19 protein-coding genes and 1 riboswitch are annotated in these 14,850 nt (G+C 43.9%); of the genes, 3 read left to right on the top strand and 16 right to left on the bottom strand.

Annotated elements, in window-relative coordinates:
* Positions 1 to 67 precede the first annotated feature (67 nt).
* A riboswitch (ZMP/ZTP riboswitch) is annotated at positions 68 to 149 on the bottom strand.
* Positions 150 to 188: 39 nt separating this feature from the next.
* Positions 189 to 1,106: a sensor domain-containing diguanylate cyclase gene (locus tag RHOM_RS02100; protein ID WP_014078604.1), complete on the bottom strand. Its 918-nt coding sequence runs from the start codon at positions 1,104 to 1,106 to the stop codon at positions 189 to 191.
* A 186-nt stretch (positions 1,107 to 1,292) separates the two neighbouring features.
* Complete coding sequence (locus tag RHOM_RS02095) at positions 1,293 to 2,231, bottom strand: tRNA dihydrouridine synthase (protein ID WP_334290587.1); 939 nt, start codon at positions 2,229 to 2,231, stop codon at positions 1,293 to 1,295.
* 162 nt (positions 2,232 to 2,393) lie between these two features.
* On the opposite strand from RHOM_RS02095, the gene RHOM_RS02090 reads away from it, so the two are divergent.
* Positions 2,394 to 3,251, top strand: a complete 858-nt coding sequence (locus RHOM_RS02090; RefSeq protein ID WP_014078602.1) for a hypothetical protein — start codon at positions 2,394 to 2,396, stop codon at positions 3,249 to 3,251.
* 25 nt (positions 3,252 to 3,276) lie between these two features.
* On the opposite strand, the gene RHOM_RS02085 is transcribed toward RHOM_RS02090, so the two are convergent.
* From RHOM_RS02085 to RHOM_RS16830, 9 genes are all read right to left on the bottom strand, one after another.
* Positions 3,277 to 3,828 carry an NUDIX hydrolase gene (locus RHOM_RS02085; RefSeq protein ID WP_014078601.1) on the bottom strand — a complete coding sequence of 184 codons (552 nt, stop codon included), beginning with the start codon at positions 3,826 to 3,828 and terminating at the stop codon, positions 3,277 to 3,279.
* Positions 3,829 to 4,607: 779 nt separating this feature from the next.
* Positions 4,608 to 6,476, bottom strand: coding sequence for an ICP22 family protein (locus RHOM_RS17880; protein WP_014078600.1), 1,869 nt, complete (start codon positions 6,474 to 6,476; stop codon positions 4,608 to 4,610).
* A 125-nt stretch (positions 6,477 to 6,601) separates the two neighbouring features.
* Positions 6,602 to 6,988, bottom strand: coding sequence for a DUF2752 domain-containing protein (locus RHOM_RS02075; protein ID WP_014078599.1), 387 nt, complete (start codon positions 6,986 to 6,988; stop codon positions 6,602 to 6,604).
* A gap of 17 nt (positions 6,989 to 7,005) precedes the next feature.
* Positions 7,006 to 7,347 carry a DUF4234 domain-containing protein gene (locus RHOM_RS02070; protein ID WP_014078598.1) on the bottom strand — a complete coding sequence of 114 codons (342 nt, stop codon included), beginning with the start codon at positions 7,345 to 7,347 and terminating at the stop codon, positions 7,006 to 7,008.
* A gap of 81 nt (positions 7,348 to 7,428) precedes the next feature.
* The gene (locus tag RHOM_RS02065; protein ID WP_014078597.1) at positions 7,429 to 7,869 is read right to left on the bottom strand and encodes a MarR family winged helix-turn-helix transcriptional regulator; all 441 of its coding nucleotides are present in this window, start codon (positions 7,867 to 7,869) and stop codon (positions 7,429 to 7,431) included.
* A gap of 15 nt (positions 7,870 to 7,884) precedes the next feature.
* Positions 7,885 to 8,085: a glutathione peroxidase gene (locus RHOM_RS18280; RefSeq protein WP_014078596.1), complete on the bottom strand. Its 201-nt coding sequence runs from the start codon at positions 8,083 to 8,085 to the stop codon at positions 7,885 to 7,887.
* A 30-nt stretch (positions 8,086 to 8,115) separates the two neighbouring features.
* Complete coding sequence (gene trxA, locus RHOM_RS02055; protein WP_014078595.1) at positions 8,116 to 8,433, bottom strand: thioredoxin; 318 nt, start codon at positions 8,431 to 8,433, stop codon at positions 8,116 to 8,118.
* Positions 8,434 to 8,444: 11 nt separating this feature from the next.
* A complete protein-coding gene (locus RHOM_RS02050) occupies positions 8,445 to 9,311 on the bottom strand; it encodes an NAD(P)/FAD-dependent oxidoreductase (protein ID WP_014078594.1) in 867 nt (288 codons plus the stop codon).
* A 31-nt stretch (positions 9,312 to 9,342) separates the two neighbouring features.
* Complete coding sequence (locus tag RHOM_RS16830) at positions 9,343 to 9,525, bottom strand: glutathione peroxidase (protein WP_197736943.1); 183 nt, start codon at positions 9,523 to 9,525, stop codon at positions 9,343 to 9,345.
* A gap of 373 nt (positions 9,526 to 9,898) precedes the next feature.
* Between RHOM_RS16830 and RHOM_RS02045 the strand changes: the two genes are divergently transcribed.
* Positions 9,899 to 10,468, top strand: coding sequence for an AEC family transporter (locus RHOM_RS02045; protein WP_330364890.1), 570 nt, complete (start codon positions 9,899 to 9,901; stop codon positions 10,466 to 10,468).
* Positions 10,469 to 10,866: 398 nt separating this feature from the next.
* Here the strand turns inward: RHOM_RS02045 and RHOM_RS02040 are convergent, their stop codons facing one another.
* Positions 10,867 to 11,142 (bottom strand): DUF2442 domain-containing protein, encoded by a 276-nt coding sequence (locus RHOM_RS02040; protein WP_014078588.1) that lies wholly within the window; start codon positions 11,140 to 11,142, stop codon positions 10,867 to 10,869.
* Between the two features lie 13 nt (positions 11,143 to 11,155).
* Positions 11,156 to 11,407, bottom strand: a complete 252-nt coding sequence (locus tag RHOM_RS16825; RefSeq protein WP_278244839.1) for a DUF4160 domain-containing protein — start codon at positions 11,405 to 11,407, stop codon at positions 11,156 to 11,158.
* A gap of 326 nt (positions 11,408 to 11,733) precedes the next feature.
* Here RHOM_RS16825 and RHOM_RS02035 point away from each other — a divergent pair, with 326 nt between their 5' ends.
* Positions 11,734 to 11,973, top strand: a complete 240-nt coding sequence (locus RHOM_RS02035; RefSeq protein ID WP_014078587.1) for a DUF6061 family protein — start codon at positions 11,734 to 11,736, stop codon at positions 11,971 to 11,973.
* 119 nt (positions 11,974 to 12,092) lie between these two features.
* Here the strand turns inward: RHOM_RS02035 and RHOM_RS02030 are convergent, their stop codons facing one another.
* The 3 genes from RHOM_RS02030 to RHOM_RS02020 are packed head-to-tail and all read right to left on the bottom strand — an operon-like array spanning position 12,093 to position 14,848.
* Positions 12,093 to 12,863 carry a hypothetical protein gene (locus tag RHOM_RS02030; RefSeq protein WP_014078586.1) on the bottom strand — a complete coding sequence of 257 codons (771 nt, stop codon included), beginning with the start codon at positions 12,861 to 12,863 and terminating at the stop codon, positions 12,093 to 12,095.
* The gene (locus RHOM_RS02025) at positions 12,853 to 14,007 is read right to left on the bottom strand and encodes an AAA family ATPase (protein WP_014078585.1); all 1,155 of its coding nucleotides are present in this window, start codon (positions 14,005 to 14,007) and stop codon (positions 12,853 to 12,855) included. The genes RHOM_RS02030 and RHOM_RS02025 overlap by 11 nt, the downstream gene beginning before the upstream one ends.
* On the bottom strand, positions 14,000 to 14,848 hold the full coding sequence (locus RHOM_RS02020) for a DUF6414 family protein (RefSeq protein WP_014078584.1): 849 nt from the start codon (positions 14,846 to 14,848) through the stop codon (positions 14,000 to 14,002). The genes RHOM_RS02025 and RHOM_RS02020 overlap by 8 nt, the downstream gene beginning before the upstream one ends.
* Between the last annotated feature and the right edge of the window lie 2 nt (positions 14,849 to 14,850).

The raw sequence follows: 14,850 nt of genomic DNA, 5'->3' as shown, positions 1-14,850 counted from the left end.
AGAGATGGGAATCCCGGGTACTTTTCCGATAAAAAGCCCCTGATTCAAAACAAGCCGACTGCCCGGGTACATTCGCCCAGACGGTCGGCATTAGATACGTTATACTCCATGTGGTTCTTCCACTTGTTCCGTCAGTCATATAACATCTTAATCTTACAGTATATGATGATTTTTTTCAATAGGAAAAATTATACAAAATCATAGAACGCCATTCCATTCTTCGTCGAGTTCTTCACGTGATACAGCGCCTGATCCGCCGCCCGGTACACATCCACGAACGTGCTTCCCGATTCCGGCACAAATGCAACGCCGACACTGGCTGTCGGTTCCTTGCTCAGGTGCATCCGTTCTTTTTCGGCGCGTACCTCCGTAAGAAGCTTTTGAATCTTCTCTTCAATCTCTCTCCGGTCGCCGATGTCTCTGAGGAAAACAGCAAATTCATCGCCGCCCATCCTGCCGATACAGGAATGGTCTCCAAACACTTCGTTTAAGATTCCCGCCATCCGCATCAGAATCATATCCCCGACTCCGTGACCGTAAATGTCATTGATCTGCTTAAAATTATCGACATCCAGAAGAATGAATGCATCCTCCTCATCGCCGCCTCTCTCCTGAAGCGCCTCGCAGACATGCTTCTCCAGCGCGCCGCGGTTTAGAAGCTTCGTAAAGGAGTCCTGCATCGCCTGCTCCCTGAGCACCTCGTTCTCCTGCCGGCACAGTTCCTCCCGCTCCATCCGGTCGGTAACATCCATAAAGCTGACATAGCAGAGCGGTCCCTCCTGCATCTGCACATTCACCCTGCTTAATATCCACTTGTAACCACCGTTCTTCGTCTGCGGTCTTGAGAGCACCTCAAACGGCGTCCCGGAACGAATCTGTTCATTGTGCTCGCGGATGACCTCCCGCAGATCGACATCCATCAGATCCGTCCATCCGTCCTGCATCTTTCTGATATACTCTTCCCGCGTGTATCCCATAATCTCACACGCCGTGTCGTTGACATAGTAAATCTTGCGCCGAAATCCCTCTTTGCTCACAATCAGTCCCATCGGAATATTCCGCATGACCTTGCGAAGCACTTTCTCCTCTAACGTATAGCTTTCCATATACCCTCTTTAAAACCTCTTCCCCAATTCCCCTATCGTTCTCATGAAGCATACTACGGAGTACAGTATAATACTTTTTACAGCAAATAAAAAGTCCCTTTCGTCTTTTTATATAAATGTTACAGATTGGAAAGCTTCTTTTTTGTTATATCACACAAATCTATTGCCGCATACCCCACTCTTTTCCTACACGCACAGCTCTTTTTCACGAAACAGCGCGTCCACCAGACATTCATACTCAGCAACCCGCTCACATTTTCGGATTTTTTTTAGACGCTGGTCCGCATCCGCAAAGTTCTCTCCCCAGTACGCCCACAGTTCCTTCATCTTAAATAAGGTATTTTTGTCCCCGGACATCTGCTGCCGGTATCCCTCCAGGATCGCATTGTGAAACCGGAAAAACCGCTCTTTTCGCTCCTGCTTTTCCTGTCTGCCGCCGGAAAGTTCCTCCAGAAGCCAGGGGTGCTTTATCAGTCCCCGGCCGATCATGAACTTATCCACCGACGGAAAGCCCTCCCGGATGTGCGCCGCGGACGCTGCGTCCACAATGTCGCCATTATAACAGAGCGAATGTCTGCTGTTTTTCTCTGCCCGTGCAAATGCCTCCAGATTGACCCGGTTCTTATAAAAATCGGTCTGCACCCTCGGGTGTACGATCAGTTCTTCTAACGGATATTTTTCATATATGGCAAGCAGCCGCTCCCATTCTGCAGGGTTCTCTTTTCCGATCCGTGTCTTGATGGAGATCCGGAGCGGACATTTTTCAAAAATCTCTTCCAGAAAATGATCCAGCTCGTCCGGCATCGCAAGGAATCCGGCGCCGCGCCCTCTTGCCGCCACTGTGCCCGACGGGCAGCCGAGGTTCAGGTTGACCGTATCGTACCCATACTCCCGCAGAATCTCTGCGATCGCCAGAAAATCTTCTGCGCGGTTCGTAAGTATCTGCGGAACGACCGCCATTCCCGCATTGTGTTCCGGGCAGACGTCATTTTTCTCCCGGTGTCCAAGCTTTTTATTCGCCACAAACGGCGTAAAATAGCGTTCGATCCCGCCGTAATATTTTGCGTATGCATTCCGGTAGACATATCCGGTGACACCTTCCATGGGTGCCATATAATACTTTATCTGTTCCAACTGTCTTCTCCCTCTGTCAGAAATCTGTCCCTTATCTTAATACAGCTCTTCCCGCCTGTCAAATAGTGGAAAATTCCGCCTTTTTTTGCTATACTGCTATTGATACAGCTTTCACAAACCCGTTTATAGCTCATTATATTCAGGAGAATTTCTATGAAGTCGACATTTTCAGACAGCCCGGGCAATCACAACCGATGGTTCCGCCCCCATTTTTCGCATTTTTGTGCGACCCGTCTCGGGCGTTTCATCAACGAATCCAGATATGGCGGTATTCTCTATCTCGCCCTGTGGCTGGTTGTACTCGGGCTCGTTTTTACTCTTTTTCAGACCATCTTTTTAAGTATCGCCTATACCGGCCGGCTCACGCCGGATGATTACGAAGTCCTTCATGTGGAGCAGACCGAATATGACCAGAGTATCGGTGCCTACGATTCCGGTATCATCAGACGTTTTTCCGATTACCTGGTAACCGTGCAATATGAGGTTGATGGAACGCGCTATACTGCAGATCTTTCACTCGGTCAGGCATTTTTCACCGGAAACCGCGTGGCACGCGCCGGTGCAGACGGCTCGTCTGTACTTGGCACCATTTTCTATAAAAGTTCCGATCCAAAACGCCTGAAGTACATTCCGGCCAGACGGCACATTCTCCCATTTTCAACCGGCAAATATGTCTGCCGGGAGGATACCGATGATTTTGCCGCACAGGTCTGCGCGCTTTTACAGCAGGAGGATTATGGCTCCCTCGCCGCGCTTTCTTATAACGGCAGAGATATCCCTGTAACCGCGGAAGACACAGAAGAATATTTTCATGATGATCTGGTGTATTTCCGTAAAAATGTGGGGGATCTTTCGTTGCTGGAGGGAACTACCGTATATCACGACACCCCCTGGGCAACCGCAGTTACCATCCGCTATTACTCCAAGGAGGCACAGGAGACATACTCTGACTATCTACCGATCACAGTGAAGGACGGACACTACCGGCTGGATCTCCGCTGGAAATACTGAGCCGTTTTCCCTGCCTCCCCTCGAATCAATGCAGATGCAGTGCATTTTTCAGAAGTTCCAGTTCTTCCATGTAAATGCAGTGGGAAATTCGGTTCTCCCGGACAGCAGATACGCAATCCGCGAAGTCCATCCACCGGACCTCAGACACTTCTTCCTCCTGCAGTACAAAAGCTTCCTCCTCGCGGTCAAGCCAGAGTGCATACACATTGCTGACCTGGTTATCGCGGAACATGCTGCCGTGGAATTCCCTCTCAAACCGGAACCGGCGTTGTCCACAATAAATCAGTTCATCGCCGTTCATGTCCACACCCAGTTCTTCCTTCAACTCCCGCACCGCGGAAGGAATATAATCACTCCCCGCAGGAATATGACCGGCACTTGAAATGTCATAACAGCCCGGATCTGAATCCTTATTGTCGCTCCGTTTCTGCAAAAGGATCTGCACTACGCCGCCGCGTCTGCGAAAAATCCACACGTGCGCCGTACGGTGCCGGATTCCCTCACGGTGTGCCACCTCCCGCGGCACTGTCTCTCCTGTCGGATTTCCCTTTTCGTCCACAATATCCAGCAGTTCCATCTCTGCTCCCCTCCAGTATGATTGTATTCTTTTCATTCACTATAGCACACTTTTGCTGCCTTTTTCCACATATCCGAAATTCTTCCGAAGCGTCTGATATAATTCCACTAAAATACATAATCTCTCTCTTGAAAAAAAGCTGCCGCATTCAGCAGATCGTCCTGTTTGACGAGATAAGTAATATTATGAGAAGCATACCGTTACGATTTCGGGTGGAATGCCTAGGGAACATTCTGTTCAAAAAATGCGGCATTTCTAACCAGCCGGTGGCTGCATCTGCGATGATCCGTGTCTTTCCAAGTTTGGAGCACTCCGACGGGGCATGTCCGCACTCCGGAAGACAATTTGTAGGACTTTTGTGTGTGTCCCTTATTGGCACCAGACAACAGCTGGCATAAATGCCACCTTTATGTCGAACAAAACATAACCGCGCGAAGCCGCTGTCTGAGTCGGCATCTGCCCTATTTTCAATAGCAAATGCCGGCGAGTTCGGTTCGCGCGGTTTTATATTGTCTGTGAAGAGGTGCCATTAGGGACACCAGAAAGTCCGCCCATTGTCTCCGGTGTGTCGGACATGCACCCGTCAGTGTCCAAACGTGGAAGAGACACGGAATCAGATGCAGTCATCCGGCTGGAAGAAATACACACATTTTTCTCCAACGAATGTTTCCTATGCAGTTCCACCCGGAATCTGCATCATGTGCTTCCTGTAATATTACTTATCATCAACTGCCACCTGTGATATGTGGCAGCCTCTTTTCAACTGCCTCTCCAATCTGTTACAGTACCTGCTCTCCGTTCACGTACAGATGATATCCGTTTGCCGTGATATTGGAGGTATCACCGTCAAAGCTTGTGATATAGCTGTCGCCGGTCAATGTCCATGTCGAATCGTCATCCAGGGTCACGTCAACCGTACCGCCGTCCCCGTCCGGATTGATGGCACCCTCGTAGCTGGTGCCGTTCTTCATGGTAAGTGCCAGGCTTGAAATCTCATCCACGAGAATATTGCCTGCAAACTCCTGTGAATCCGCCGTCAGTGTCACATCTCCGCCGTTTGCGCCCTCTGTGCCCCATCCGCGGGAGGAAGAGTTGCCTTCCACGCGAAGGAATACATCATTGGCAAGTGTAAATGCGACGTCCTTGAGTGTAATCTCACAATCCGTATTGGTAATATAGAACATATCTCCCGTCTTCGCCGTAATGCTGCCGCCCTCTGCAGAGAAGGTCGCCTCTCCGACATCTGCATCACCGGACATGCTCTGGTAAATCATAATGCAGTGAATGTTTTCGTCCGAGTCTCCATTATAAGTGTTGCTCATATTTCCTGTCACTTCACAGTCGGTCAGTGCAACGGAATTCTTGCCCTCTACCACAACGCCCTCGCTGGCATTCGCTGTCAGAGTCGCGTCTGACACACTGATACCTGCTGTACAGTAGATTGCCGGGCTTCCCGTTCCGTTTGTCACATAGGAACCGCCGTCCACATTGACCGTACCGCCGCCCCGGTCGCTTCGGATTGCGGCTGCGGAATTTCCCTGTGTCTCGACATCCAGATTTGCAGCGTTCATGGTACCACCGCCGGTCGTCTGGATACCGCCGGAATTATTTTCTGTCGTGCGGATTGTGGAATCCGAAATATTTACAACCGTGCCCTCGCCATAGCTGAACACACCATTACCGTTTGTCACGCTGGTATTGACCGTCGCTCCCGTAATCGTTGCCGTTGCGCCGTTTAGCACCAGAAGTCCGGCATTCAGTCCGTAAAAATCTCCATCCTCTGTGTTCGATGAGGAGCCGGCTGTCTTCTCGATCGTGATATCTTTTAAGGTAACAGTCGCTCCGTCGACACGAAGTGCGTTCTCATCATCACCGGTGGATGTGTAAGTCTCACTATCCACCTCGGTATCCTCGGTAATCGTATTTGCAGAAGTTCCGTTTGTCACCTCACCGCTTCCGCCAAATCCGCCGCCTGCATTTAAGTTGCGCACAGTGACAGACACTGCCTGGTTGTCTTCGTCCAGAACTACCTCCAATACGCTGCCGACTGCAATGTCATCTGCATTTCCCTCGCCGCTTCCCTGCAGATACTCTAATGTGATCGCCGTATCGTCTGTCAGGGTAAAGGTAATGCTCTCACCGGAAGCCTCAAAACTACTGCCGCCCGGCATCTGACCACCCAGTGCGTCTCCGCTTGGTGCTTCCCCCGGCGCTCCGTTTCCGCTGTTGTCTCCGCTCGGTGCTTCTCCGCCCGGTGCTTCTCCACTTGGCGCTTCTCCCGGCGCTCCGTTTCCACTGTCGTCTCCGCCCGGTGCTTCTCCGCTCGGTGCTTCTCCGCCCGGTGCTTCTCCCGGCGCTCCGTTTCCACTGTCGTCTCCGCCCGGTGCTTCTCCGCTCGGTGCTTCTCCGCCCGGTGCTCCATTTCCGGATGCATCTGCGCTTGCGGTTGTAAGTGTTCCTACATCCGCTGTAATCTGATCGCCTTCAACTGCTGTAACCTGCACGATCACAGAATCGCTCTGGTTCTCCTCACTCTGCTCTGTTGCTTCTACCGTCTGGTTCTCTGTTGTATTACTGCCGCATGCTGTTACGGATGATACCGTCATAACTACGACGCAGCCCAATGTTACTAATTTTTTCCATTTCATGATCTTCATTCCTCTCTGACTCTGTCAATGTCTGTTTTCTTTTGATAGGGTTAGTATAGAAAGCCAATGTGAAGATCATGTGTTGACCACGTTAAATTATTCTGAATCTATTTTTCGCCTGTTTTTCACAAAAAACGCACCAGATTGCGCACCACACCGAAGATTACAAGCGCGGCGACGCTGACGTAAAGAATGAGATTCTGCCAGCGGGCGAACCGGAATCGTCCATTCTGCACATATCCTGCCGCACCGCAGATGAATACTGCCGTAAGCGGAAGCAGCAGCACAAACAGCACCGGATGGCAGGAAAACGCTCCCCTCCAGTCAAGATGCAGGAGAGCCACACACATTCCCGTCACACCGCAGCCCGGACACAACAGTCCCGTCACTTTCCGGAACAGACAGGGAATGGCGAGCCCTGTGTACGACACGAATATTCCGTACAGCAGTCCCGCCATTCCAAGTAACATCATATATAATAGCAATTTTTTCAAACGTGCTTTTTTCGTCATCCTACATTTCCGATCTGTTATGCCAGCTTATTCAGCTCGTTCTGCATCAATGCATATGCAATAATTCCAAATCCAAAAATCTGGAGAATCAGATACAAAACACCGCTGTTGCTTGACGGGATTCCACGGTTATTCTTTGTAAAGTCAAGCTTCTCTCCCTGCTTATATGCCCAGTAAATGCCGTAAATTCCACAGGTCACAATCGTCAGCAGCACCACCATACCGCCGGATGTTCCATTCACATCACCAGAAACCGTATTTACGTCATTGGTCAGACACACGATCCAGTAGATGCCATAAATTCCGCAGGTTACAAGTGTCAGTACAATACACACCGCAATATTTCTTCTCTCAATCATAACAAACTCTCCTTTAAATAAGTATGAATTCATTATATCAGTTTTTTGTATATTGTCTACTGTTTTCATACCGTGGCCTTTTCATTCCTGCTCCATCAACGCAAGCACCTTGTGCAGGATGCGGTACAGCTCCCTCGCATCCTCCCCGGACAGTCCGATACAGCCGCCCATCTTCCGCGGAATGTCGACCGCCTGCTCCTTTAGCTGCTCTCCCGCCTCCGTGATCGTCACATTTAACACACGCTCATCTGCGTGATCACGCTCTCTGGTGAGGTAGCCCTTCTGCTCCAGCTTCTTTAACACCGGTGTCAGCGTCCCCGAATCCAGGTACAAAAGCGCCCCCATATCCTTCACATTGATCCTGCCATGCTCCCACAGCACCATCATCGCAATATACTGCGTGTAGGTCAGATCAATCTCATCCAGATATGGCTTGTAGCGCCGCACGATCTCCTTGGAGCATGCGTACAGCGGAAAACAGAGTTGATTTTCTAATTTTAAAGCATCATACTTATCTTTCATTCCGGCACCTGTCGCTTATAAATAGTTTTCAATCTTTTCGCGGACAACATCCATATCCGCCGTCGGCTCAAAACGCTCCACCACGTTTCCGTCTCTGTCAATCAAAAACTTGGTAAAGTTCCATTTGATGTCCGGTGTCTCCTTATAATCCAGATGCGTGCGCTCTAACATGCTTTCCACGATCGTCGCTAACGGATGTTCCTCGTCAAATCCCATATGTGTTCACTCCGTATCTTCTGTGTGCTGTTACTGCTCCATACATCCTTTTACCCATGCTTCCAGTTCCGGCTTCGGCATGAATCCGACATTCTTGCCTGCCACCTTGCCGTCCTTTAAGAATAAAAGCGCCGGAATGTTTGTGATGCCGTTTGCGATCGCAAGCTGCGTATTCTCATCGGTATCTGCATTGTAAAATGCCACCTCACCGTCCAGATCATCCGCCAGTTCCTCCAGTACCGGGGCAAGCATCTGGCACGGTCCGCACCATACTGCCGAAAAGTCCACCACTGCTGCCTTTGCCTGTAACGCTTCGTCCATATTGTTGTTCTGAATCTTCTTAACCATGATAATCCTCCTTAGATCTCTCTTTTTTTCTTATCCAGGTACTCTGCCGCGGACAGCGCCGCCACATTTCCCTGTCCTGCCGCCTTGATATACTGATACGGCTTTCCGGTAATGTCTCCGCATGCAAAGAGTCCCGGAAGGTTTGTCTCCATCTGGAGATTAACCTTTACGTGATTCTCCTCCGTCGCAAGTCCCGGCACGAGCTGTGACGGTGCGATCGCGTCTCTTAAGATAAATACGCCGTCCACCGGATGGGAACCCGCGTCCGTCTCAAGCGCACTTACCGTCTGCGTGCCTGTGATCGCTTTCGGCCGCTCATGCACAACCTCTACGGCATCCGACAGCTGCGGCTCCTCTTTTCCCATCGGGAAATAATGCACCTTTCCGACAATCTCCGCCAGATAGTCTGCTTCCTGCTCTGCCTCCCTGCCGTATCCGATCACCGCAACTTCCTTTCCGCGGAAGAACTGCGCATCACAGGTCGCGCAGTAGCTGACGCCGCTTCCAAGCAGCTTGTTTTCTCCCGGGAACGGTTTTCCCATGACGATTCCTGCTGCCAGAATGACGGTGGACGCCTCAAGAATCTCGCCGGACGCCTGGATCCCAAAATAATCTCCCATCGCATAGACCGCGTTCACGCGCTTCTCCGTCACCTCGATGCCAAGACCTGCTAACTGCTTCTTGTACCCGGCAACCAGATCTGCTCCTGAAACTTCCGGCAGCCCTGGATAGTTTAAAATCTGATGCGCCTTGCTCATCTTCTCGCTGAGTTCTCTGCTGCCGATTAACAGTACACTTTTATTTCTCACTTTCGCGGTAATCGCTGCCGACACACCTGCCGGTCCCGTTCCAATAATGGCAATATCTACTCGTTCCATACCGTTCTCCATTCCCCATATCGCTCTGCATCTATAATAATGCAAGAATCTGTCGTTCCAGTTCGTTCATATCTCCTGTTGGTTCAAATCTTACCACTACCGTGCCCTGCCTGTCCACAAGGAACTTCGTAAAATTCCATTTGATGTCGGGATTCTCCTTATAATTCTTATCTATTTTGCGGAGCATTATTCCCATCGCCGCCGCTTTCGCCACTTTCCCTCATAAGTGGACAACGGCTGCATTGTCCCGTCCGGCCGCTCCACAGAATAATCATAAATGCCCATCTCTTACCCTCCTTTCTCTTTGTCATTAAAAATGAATGTGTTTAAATTGTTTCATTTTTAATTGTGCGCAATCTTTTTATGTTTAGATTGTACACAATCCATTTAAGGATGTCAAGCATTATTTTATCAATCATCGTTCTCTGTGCCGGATTGTCGTAACCGGCAAAACGAAACATTGCATTTTTTCATCGAAAGCTCTATGATAGTCAGCAGACAATGGGATTTATAGTAGAAGGGTACGGTGATTTTATGCATATAAGTTTACTTTTAATGGAACAGATTTTGGAGCTTTTTCTCATGATATTAATGGGTTTTATCATTGTGAAAGCCGGGAGACTTCCTACGACTGGAGAAAAATTATCTTAAATATTAATATGATCTCAATTGCACTTGGAGCGGTTTTATTTTTTGCCCAAATTCATCTGCCTGAAATATTAAACAACACCCTCTCAATCGTTGGAAATATGATTGGTCCAGCCAGTATGATCGTGACCGGAATGCTTTTCGCCGGAATGGATCTCAAAAAAATTTTCGGAAATAAACGCGTATATATTATTTCATCTTTAAGAATGATTGTTATTCCGCTCATCGCGCTTGCCCTGATTAAGCTAAGCCGGATTGCGGCACTTTCTTCCGATGCGCCAAAAATTATGCTCATTGTGTTTCTGGCAATGATTACGCCTTCCGCATCCACGGTCACACAAATATGCCAGGTATATGGAAATGACGCAAAATACGCAAGCGCCATCAATGTTGTGACCACGCTGTGCGCGATTGTCACGATGCCGCTTATGGTGTTACTCTACACGTACATTAATCATCGGTTTTCTATTCTGCATACTTTCTTTCCCCCATTTGCATGCTCAACATAAGACCGCTCTTTCATTCATTTCAGTATCTGATTCCATCAATGTACTTTTCTCTTCTTCCCTGGATACAGCTTTTATAATTCTGCCACTTTTTGTATTTATAGTTGTCACATGAGCATTCCCCCATTCAAACAACCTCATTTATTATTATGTTATTATAATATCACAGTTCACAAAAAACACCTCGGAACCAATATCCCGAGGTGTAATACACTTTTCTGAAATGCCGTAAAGACATTTGAGTTGTAAATCCTATCTCTTTGAGAACTAAAACTAACGCTTTGAGAGCGTGAAAAGCCCACAAATTCCCAGAACTACTCATTACTCTATTAATCTTACAATTGTTACTCTTCTTAAATATACTACGCAATAAAACATTTCAATAACATGCAGATTTATCACTAAGCTATTTTCTCTTTACAATAGGGAAGTTCATATAATGTATCCGGATCAATATCAATACACTTACAAGCATCTCTGTTTCCACTTATATCCCATGCTAATGTATCATTCATAACTGTACATGTATCAGTAAATACCGAAATATCCTTCAATGGTTTAAAAATTTCTTTATCCAACATATTTTTCATATCATAACATACGATTTTTCCATCTTCAAAATACACATATACTGTGTAGTCTTTCATAGGTACTACCTGAACTACCTTCGGAAACATAGACAAACACCTCCTATACAAGTGGATTAATTCTATTTAACGGCTTTCCATCTTTTGATAATTCCCAATTTTGCATCAACTCATCTTGATGTAACACACACCACGCTAAAATCAACTTTAACTGTCTTGATGGCAAAGCTCCCTTGATGCATCTAGCTGTATCAATTTCAATAATTGCCTTATTTCCATTATACTCTGCATGAAAATGCGGCGGATTATGATCATCATAATACATTGTAACTCGAATTCCATAAAATAAAGAAATTTCCGGCTTTTATTTACCTCCTGATAATCTGATGACAATAATATTTTATATGTAAAATCTTCTTTATTTATTCTACCACAGTTCTTACAAAAAAACACCCCAGGACAAAAAGTCCTGAGGTGTAATATACTTTTCTGAAACGTCGTAAGACGCACTGGATTGTTGAAATCCTATCTCTTTGAGAACTAAAACTAACGTTTTGAGAGCGTGAAAAGCCCATCAATAGGGGATTTGTGTATGGTAGTGTTGCATATCTGTTGTATGCGTAGCACTACCTACTCATTCCCAGAACTACTCATTACTCTATTGAAGAAAGGACAATCATTATGAAAAAATACTTTGCTTACTACAACCAATACAAGAACGGAATCGACATTGCATTTGATGACAATGTACTTCTGTTTATCTCATGTTCTGAATCAGAAAAGGATCTCCATACTACGCCTAATTCTCAAAGGCTAATTGATAATCTTGCAATTGATGAACCACTCAAATATGCTGCACTAGCTCTTGATGGTGAGTTACAGGCATGGGCTGATGCTATGGATGAGGATTGGTGTTTCTAAATATTTCATAAATATATTGCACCTATATTCTTTTCTTGTTATCATAATGCTGGTATTACCCTATTCGATAGGCGATTAGTCCCTCAGTAGAGGGACTGTGACCCTCTGATTACATAGAATTAACTTTCTTTCTCAGTTACATTTGAAGTTTTACTAAAATAAAATACTATTTTTTTCCAATCCATCTGGATAATTGCTAACCCTGTCAAGAAACTATTGTTTATCAAGTTCCAAGTTTCACTATCAATTTTCTCTTGATATAGCCACACATTTAGACAAACAAATATCAGCATATATATCAATAAGATTTGATTTTTAAGTTGTTCATCATCATAGGTTTTGCTCTCTTCTTCAAACCCCAACATTTTATTAATAAACCATTGATTAATTATTTTTCCTAATATTCGATAGACTACTATAAATAAAGAAAACATACAATACAATACTAAAATGCCATAGTTTTCATCTACCAACTTCAAAGCAAAGATCGCTAGCACCAAAAAAATGGTAGCACAGACTGACATAGTAACTACTGTCGAAAAAATATTTTTAAATCTCATAGTTATAAAATATGCAAACATTGTTCCCACAAACAAGATTATTCCAAATCTAAATGATTTATTAAATATAAAACCCGCTATTAGAAAACCTGTTATAACCAGCACTAATTTTCCGTGTAGATTATTCTCAAAATTAATTAGTACTAATACTATTCCAAGCATTATAACTTCAATACAGGCAGTCATATACGTAATATTTTCGTAAGAAAACCCTTCTACTTTATTTTTATATAATAATGAATATATAATTGTACCCACTGTTACAAGTAATACGCCTATAATAATTGAAGTAATATGAAACCTTTTACTTTGATTTTTTTTAAATATCATCTTCTCCTCCGCTCTTTTTTATAACAAAAACAGTTGCTAATTTTTCATATATTGCCTGTTCCATTTTGCTTTTCAACAAACGTATATTATCATATCGTTCTTCATTATCTTGAAACCATTTTAATATATCTGTTTCCTTTATAACTTGCCTTTCATTATCATCTAAAATTTCCAGTATTTCATCATACCAATTATTAATAATTTTTATCTTCTGCTCTTTCTGTAATTCATCATATTCAATACACTTTCCTATTCTTGAATACATAGCAGGTCCCAAAATCTTTTTTATTTCATTTTCACTCATAAAGTTACAGGTACATATAAAAATAGAATTTTTCAGATCCACTTCATAATTAGTATCTACATACTTCCCTTCATCAAATAATTCATAAAATGCATTATAGAAATTGGGATTAACCTTATCAAACTCATCTATTAAAATTAAATTTGACTCCCTCCCCATCATATCACGTGCGAAACTTGCTTTTGAATGTTCCGATCCAAATACATAATTATATGCTTCACCAGTCTGCATCATAGAAAATTGAATTCTTAATAACGCTCCACCCAAAGATTCACTAATACATTTTGCCGTTTCTGTTTTGCCAACTCCAGATGGTCCATATAACATAAAAACGGCTGGCTTTTGACTTTTTTCTTTTGTCAATCTATATAAACCACTAATTATTTCAATCTTGCATTTTTCCTGCCCCAATATATTCTTATTCAAATCATTATAGATTCTCTTAATACGTGGAATATCTAATTTAGCGTATTCTGATTTACAATATTCGATTTCATCTCCAAATTCTGATTGTAGATTTTCCAGAACCTTTTTGGGAGGATTATGTACAAACAATTTTTCAACATCATAATTCAAACTTATTATATTAGTAAAATTCAATAAAGTATGTTCTAATACCGAACCAAAATCGTCCGCCTTACATATCAAACAATTTGCGCCTATCTTTTTTTTCAGAAATATTTCCTTCACTCCAGATTCTGTTGGATGAATTCTAGCATTATAATGTTGTATTAATTCCATAAAAGAAACAACTTCGTCATTTTCTGTGTCTATTCTTTCCTGTAACAAACTATTAAAATCTCTTTTAGAGCCTGTAAAAACAATTACTTCATCAATCATTCGTCTCAACTCCCGCTAATAAAACATCATAAACATCAAGTTTTCTATTTTTATCTGTATCATCATCAGATGTTTTCTTTTCAGAAGAAGTATAATCTGGATTATCCTTAGGTCTACTATAAAAATCAATATCTAACTCTTTATTTACATCTAATTGTGATAATGTTGTTGTCCCAACTTTTATTGCATATATACTTAGGTTCATTTTTAACAAATCATTAATTTTATAGTTATTTTTTAGAGAATTGATATTAAATCGTAGCACAACTTTACTTTTCCCTTTAGTTCCTACAAATTCATAATATCCTTTTGCTGACTTTAACGCATTATCCAACTTCTCTATTGCTATATCAAATTCACCTGCCGGAACGCTTGCTCCACCTTTTAACATTGATAAGTATGGCGACACCATAACAATATATGATAACGAATCCTTTTCTACTGATATAGTGTATCCTTCAAATTTCTTTATACTTCCTTGTGATATTTTGCCTTTTCTATTTTGTTTTTCATCATTCAAAATTCCCAAGAAATCAGTTAAAATAGTGTTTTTAACAATATTTTTTGCCATTTTATTTGTATTTAAAGAAATTCCCATTGATGCATCTGCAGATGCTTGAGCTTCTAATCCCAATAAAGCCTTAAAAACACCACTTATTCCCGCTTTACCAGAAACCGAAGCATCCGTATTTATATTTTTATCTGTTTCTTTTAATAACTGTGTTGTCTTCTCTAATGCACCTCCAGCAATAATCTGTACATAATCGGTTACTGAATCTTCATCAAAATATACTATTTTACAAATTGAATTTTCCATTACATTCCTTCTTTCATTTGTCATAT

It is taken from the genome of Roseburia hominis A2-183 (assembly GCF_000225345.1).
Lineage (GTDB): Bacteria > Bacillota > Clostridia > Lachnospirales > Lachnospiraceae > Roseburia > Roseburia hominis.
The sequence above is the reverse complement of the archived record's forward strand: the minus strand, read 5'-3'. Positions and strand labels throughout refer to the sequence as shown.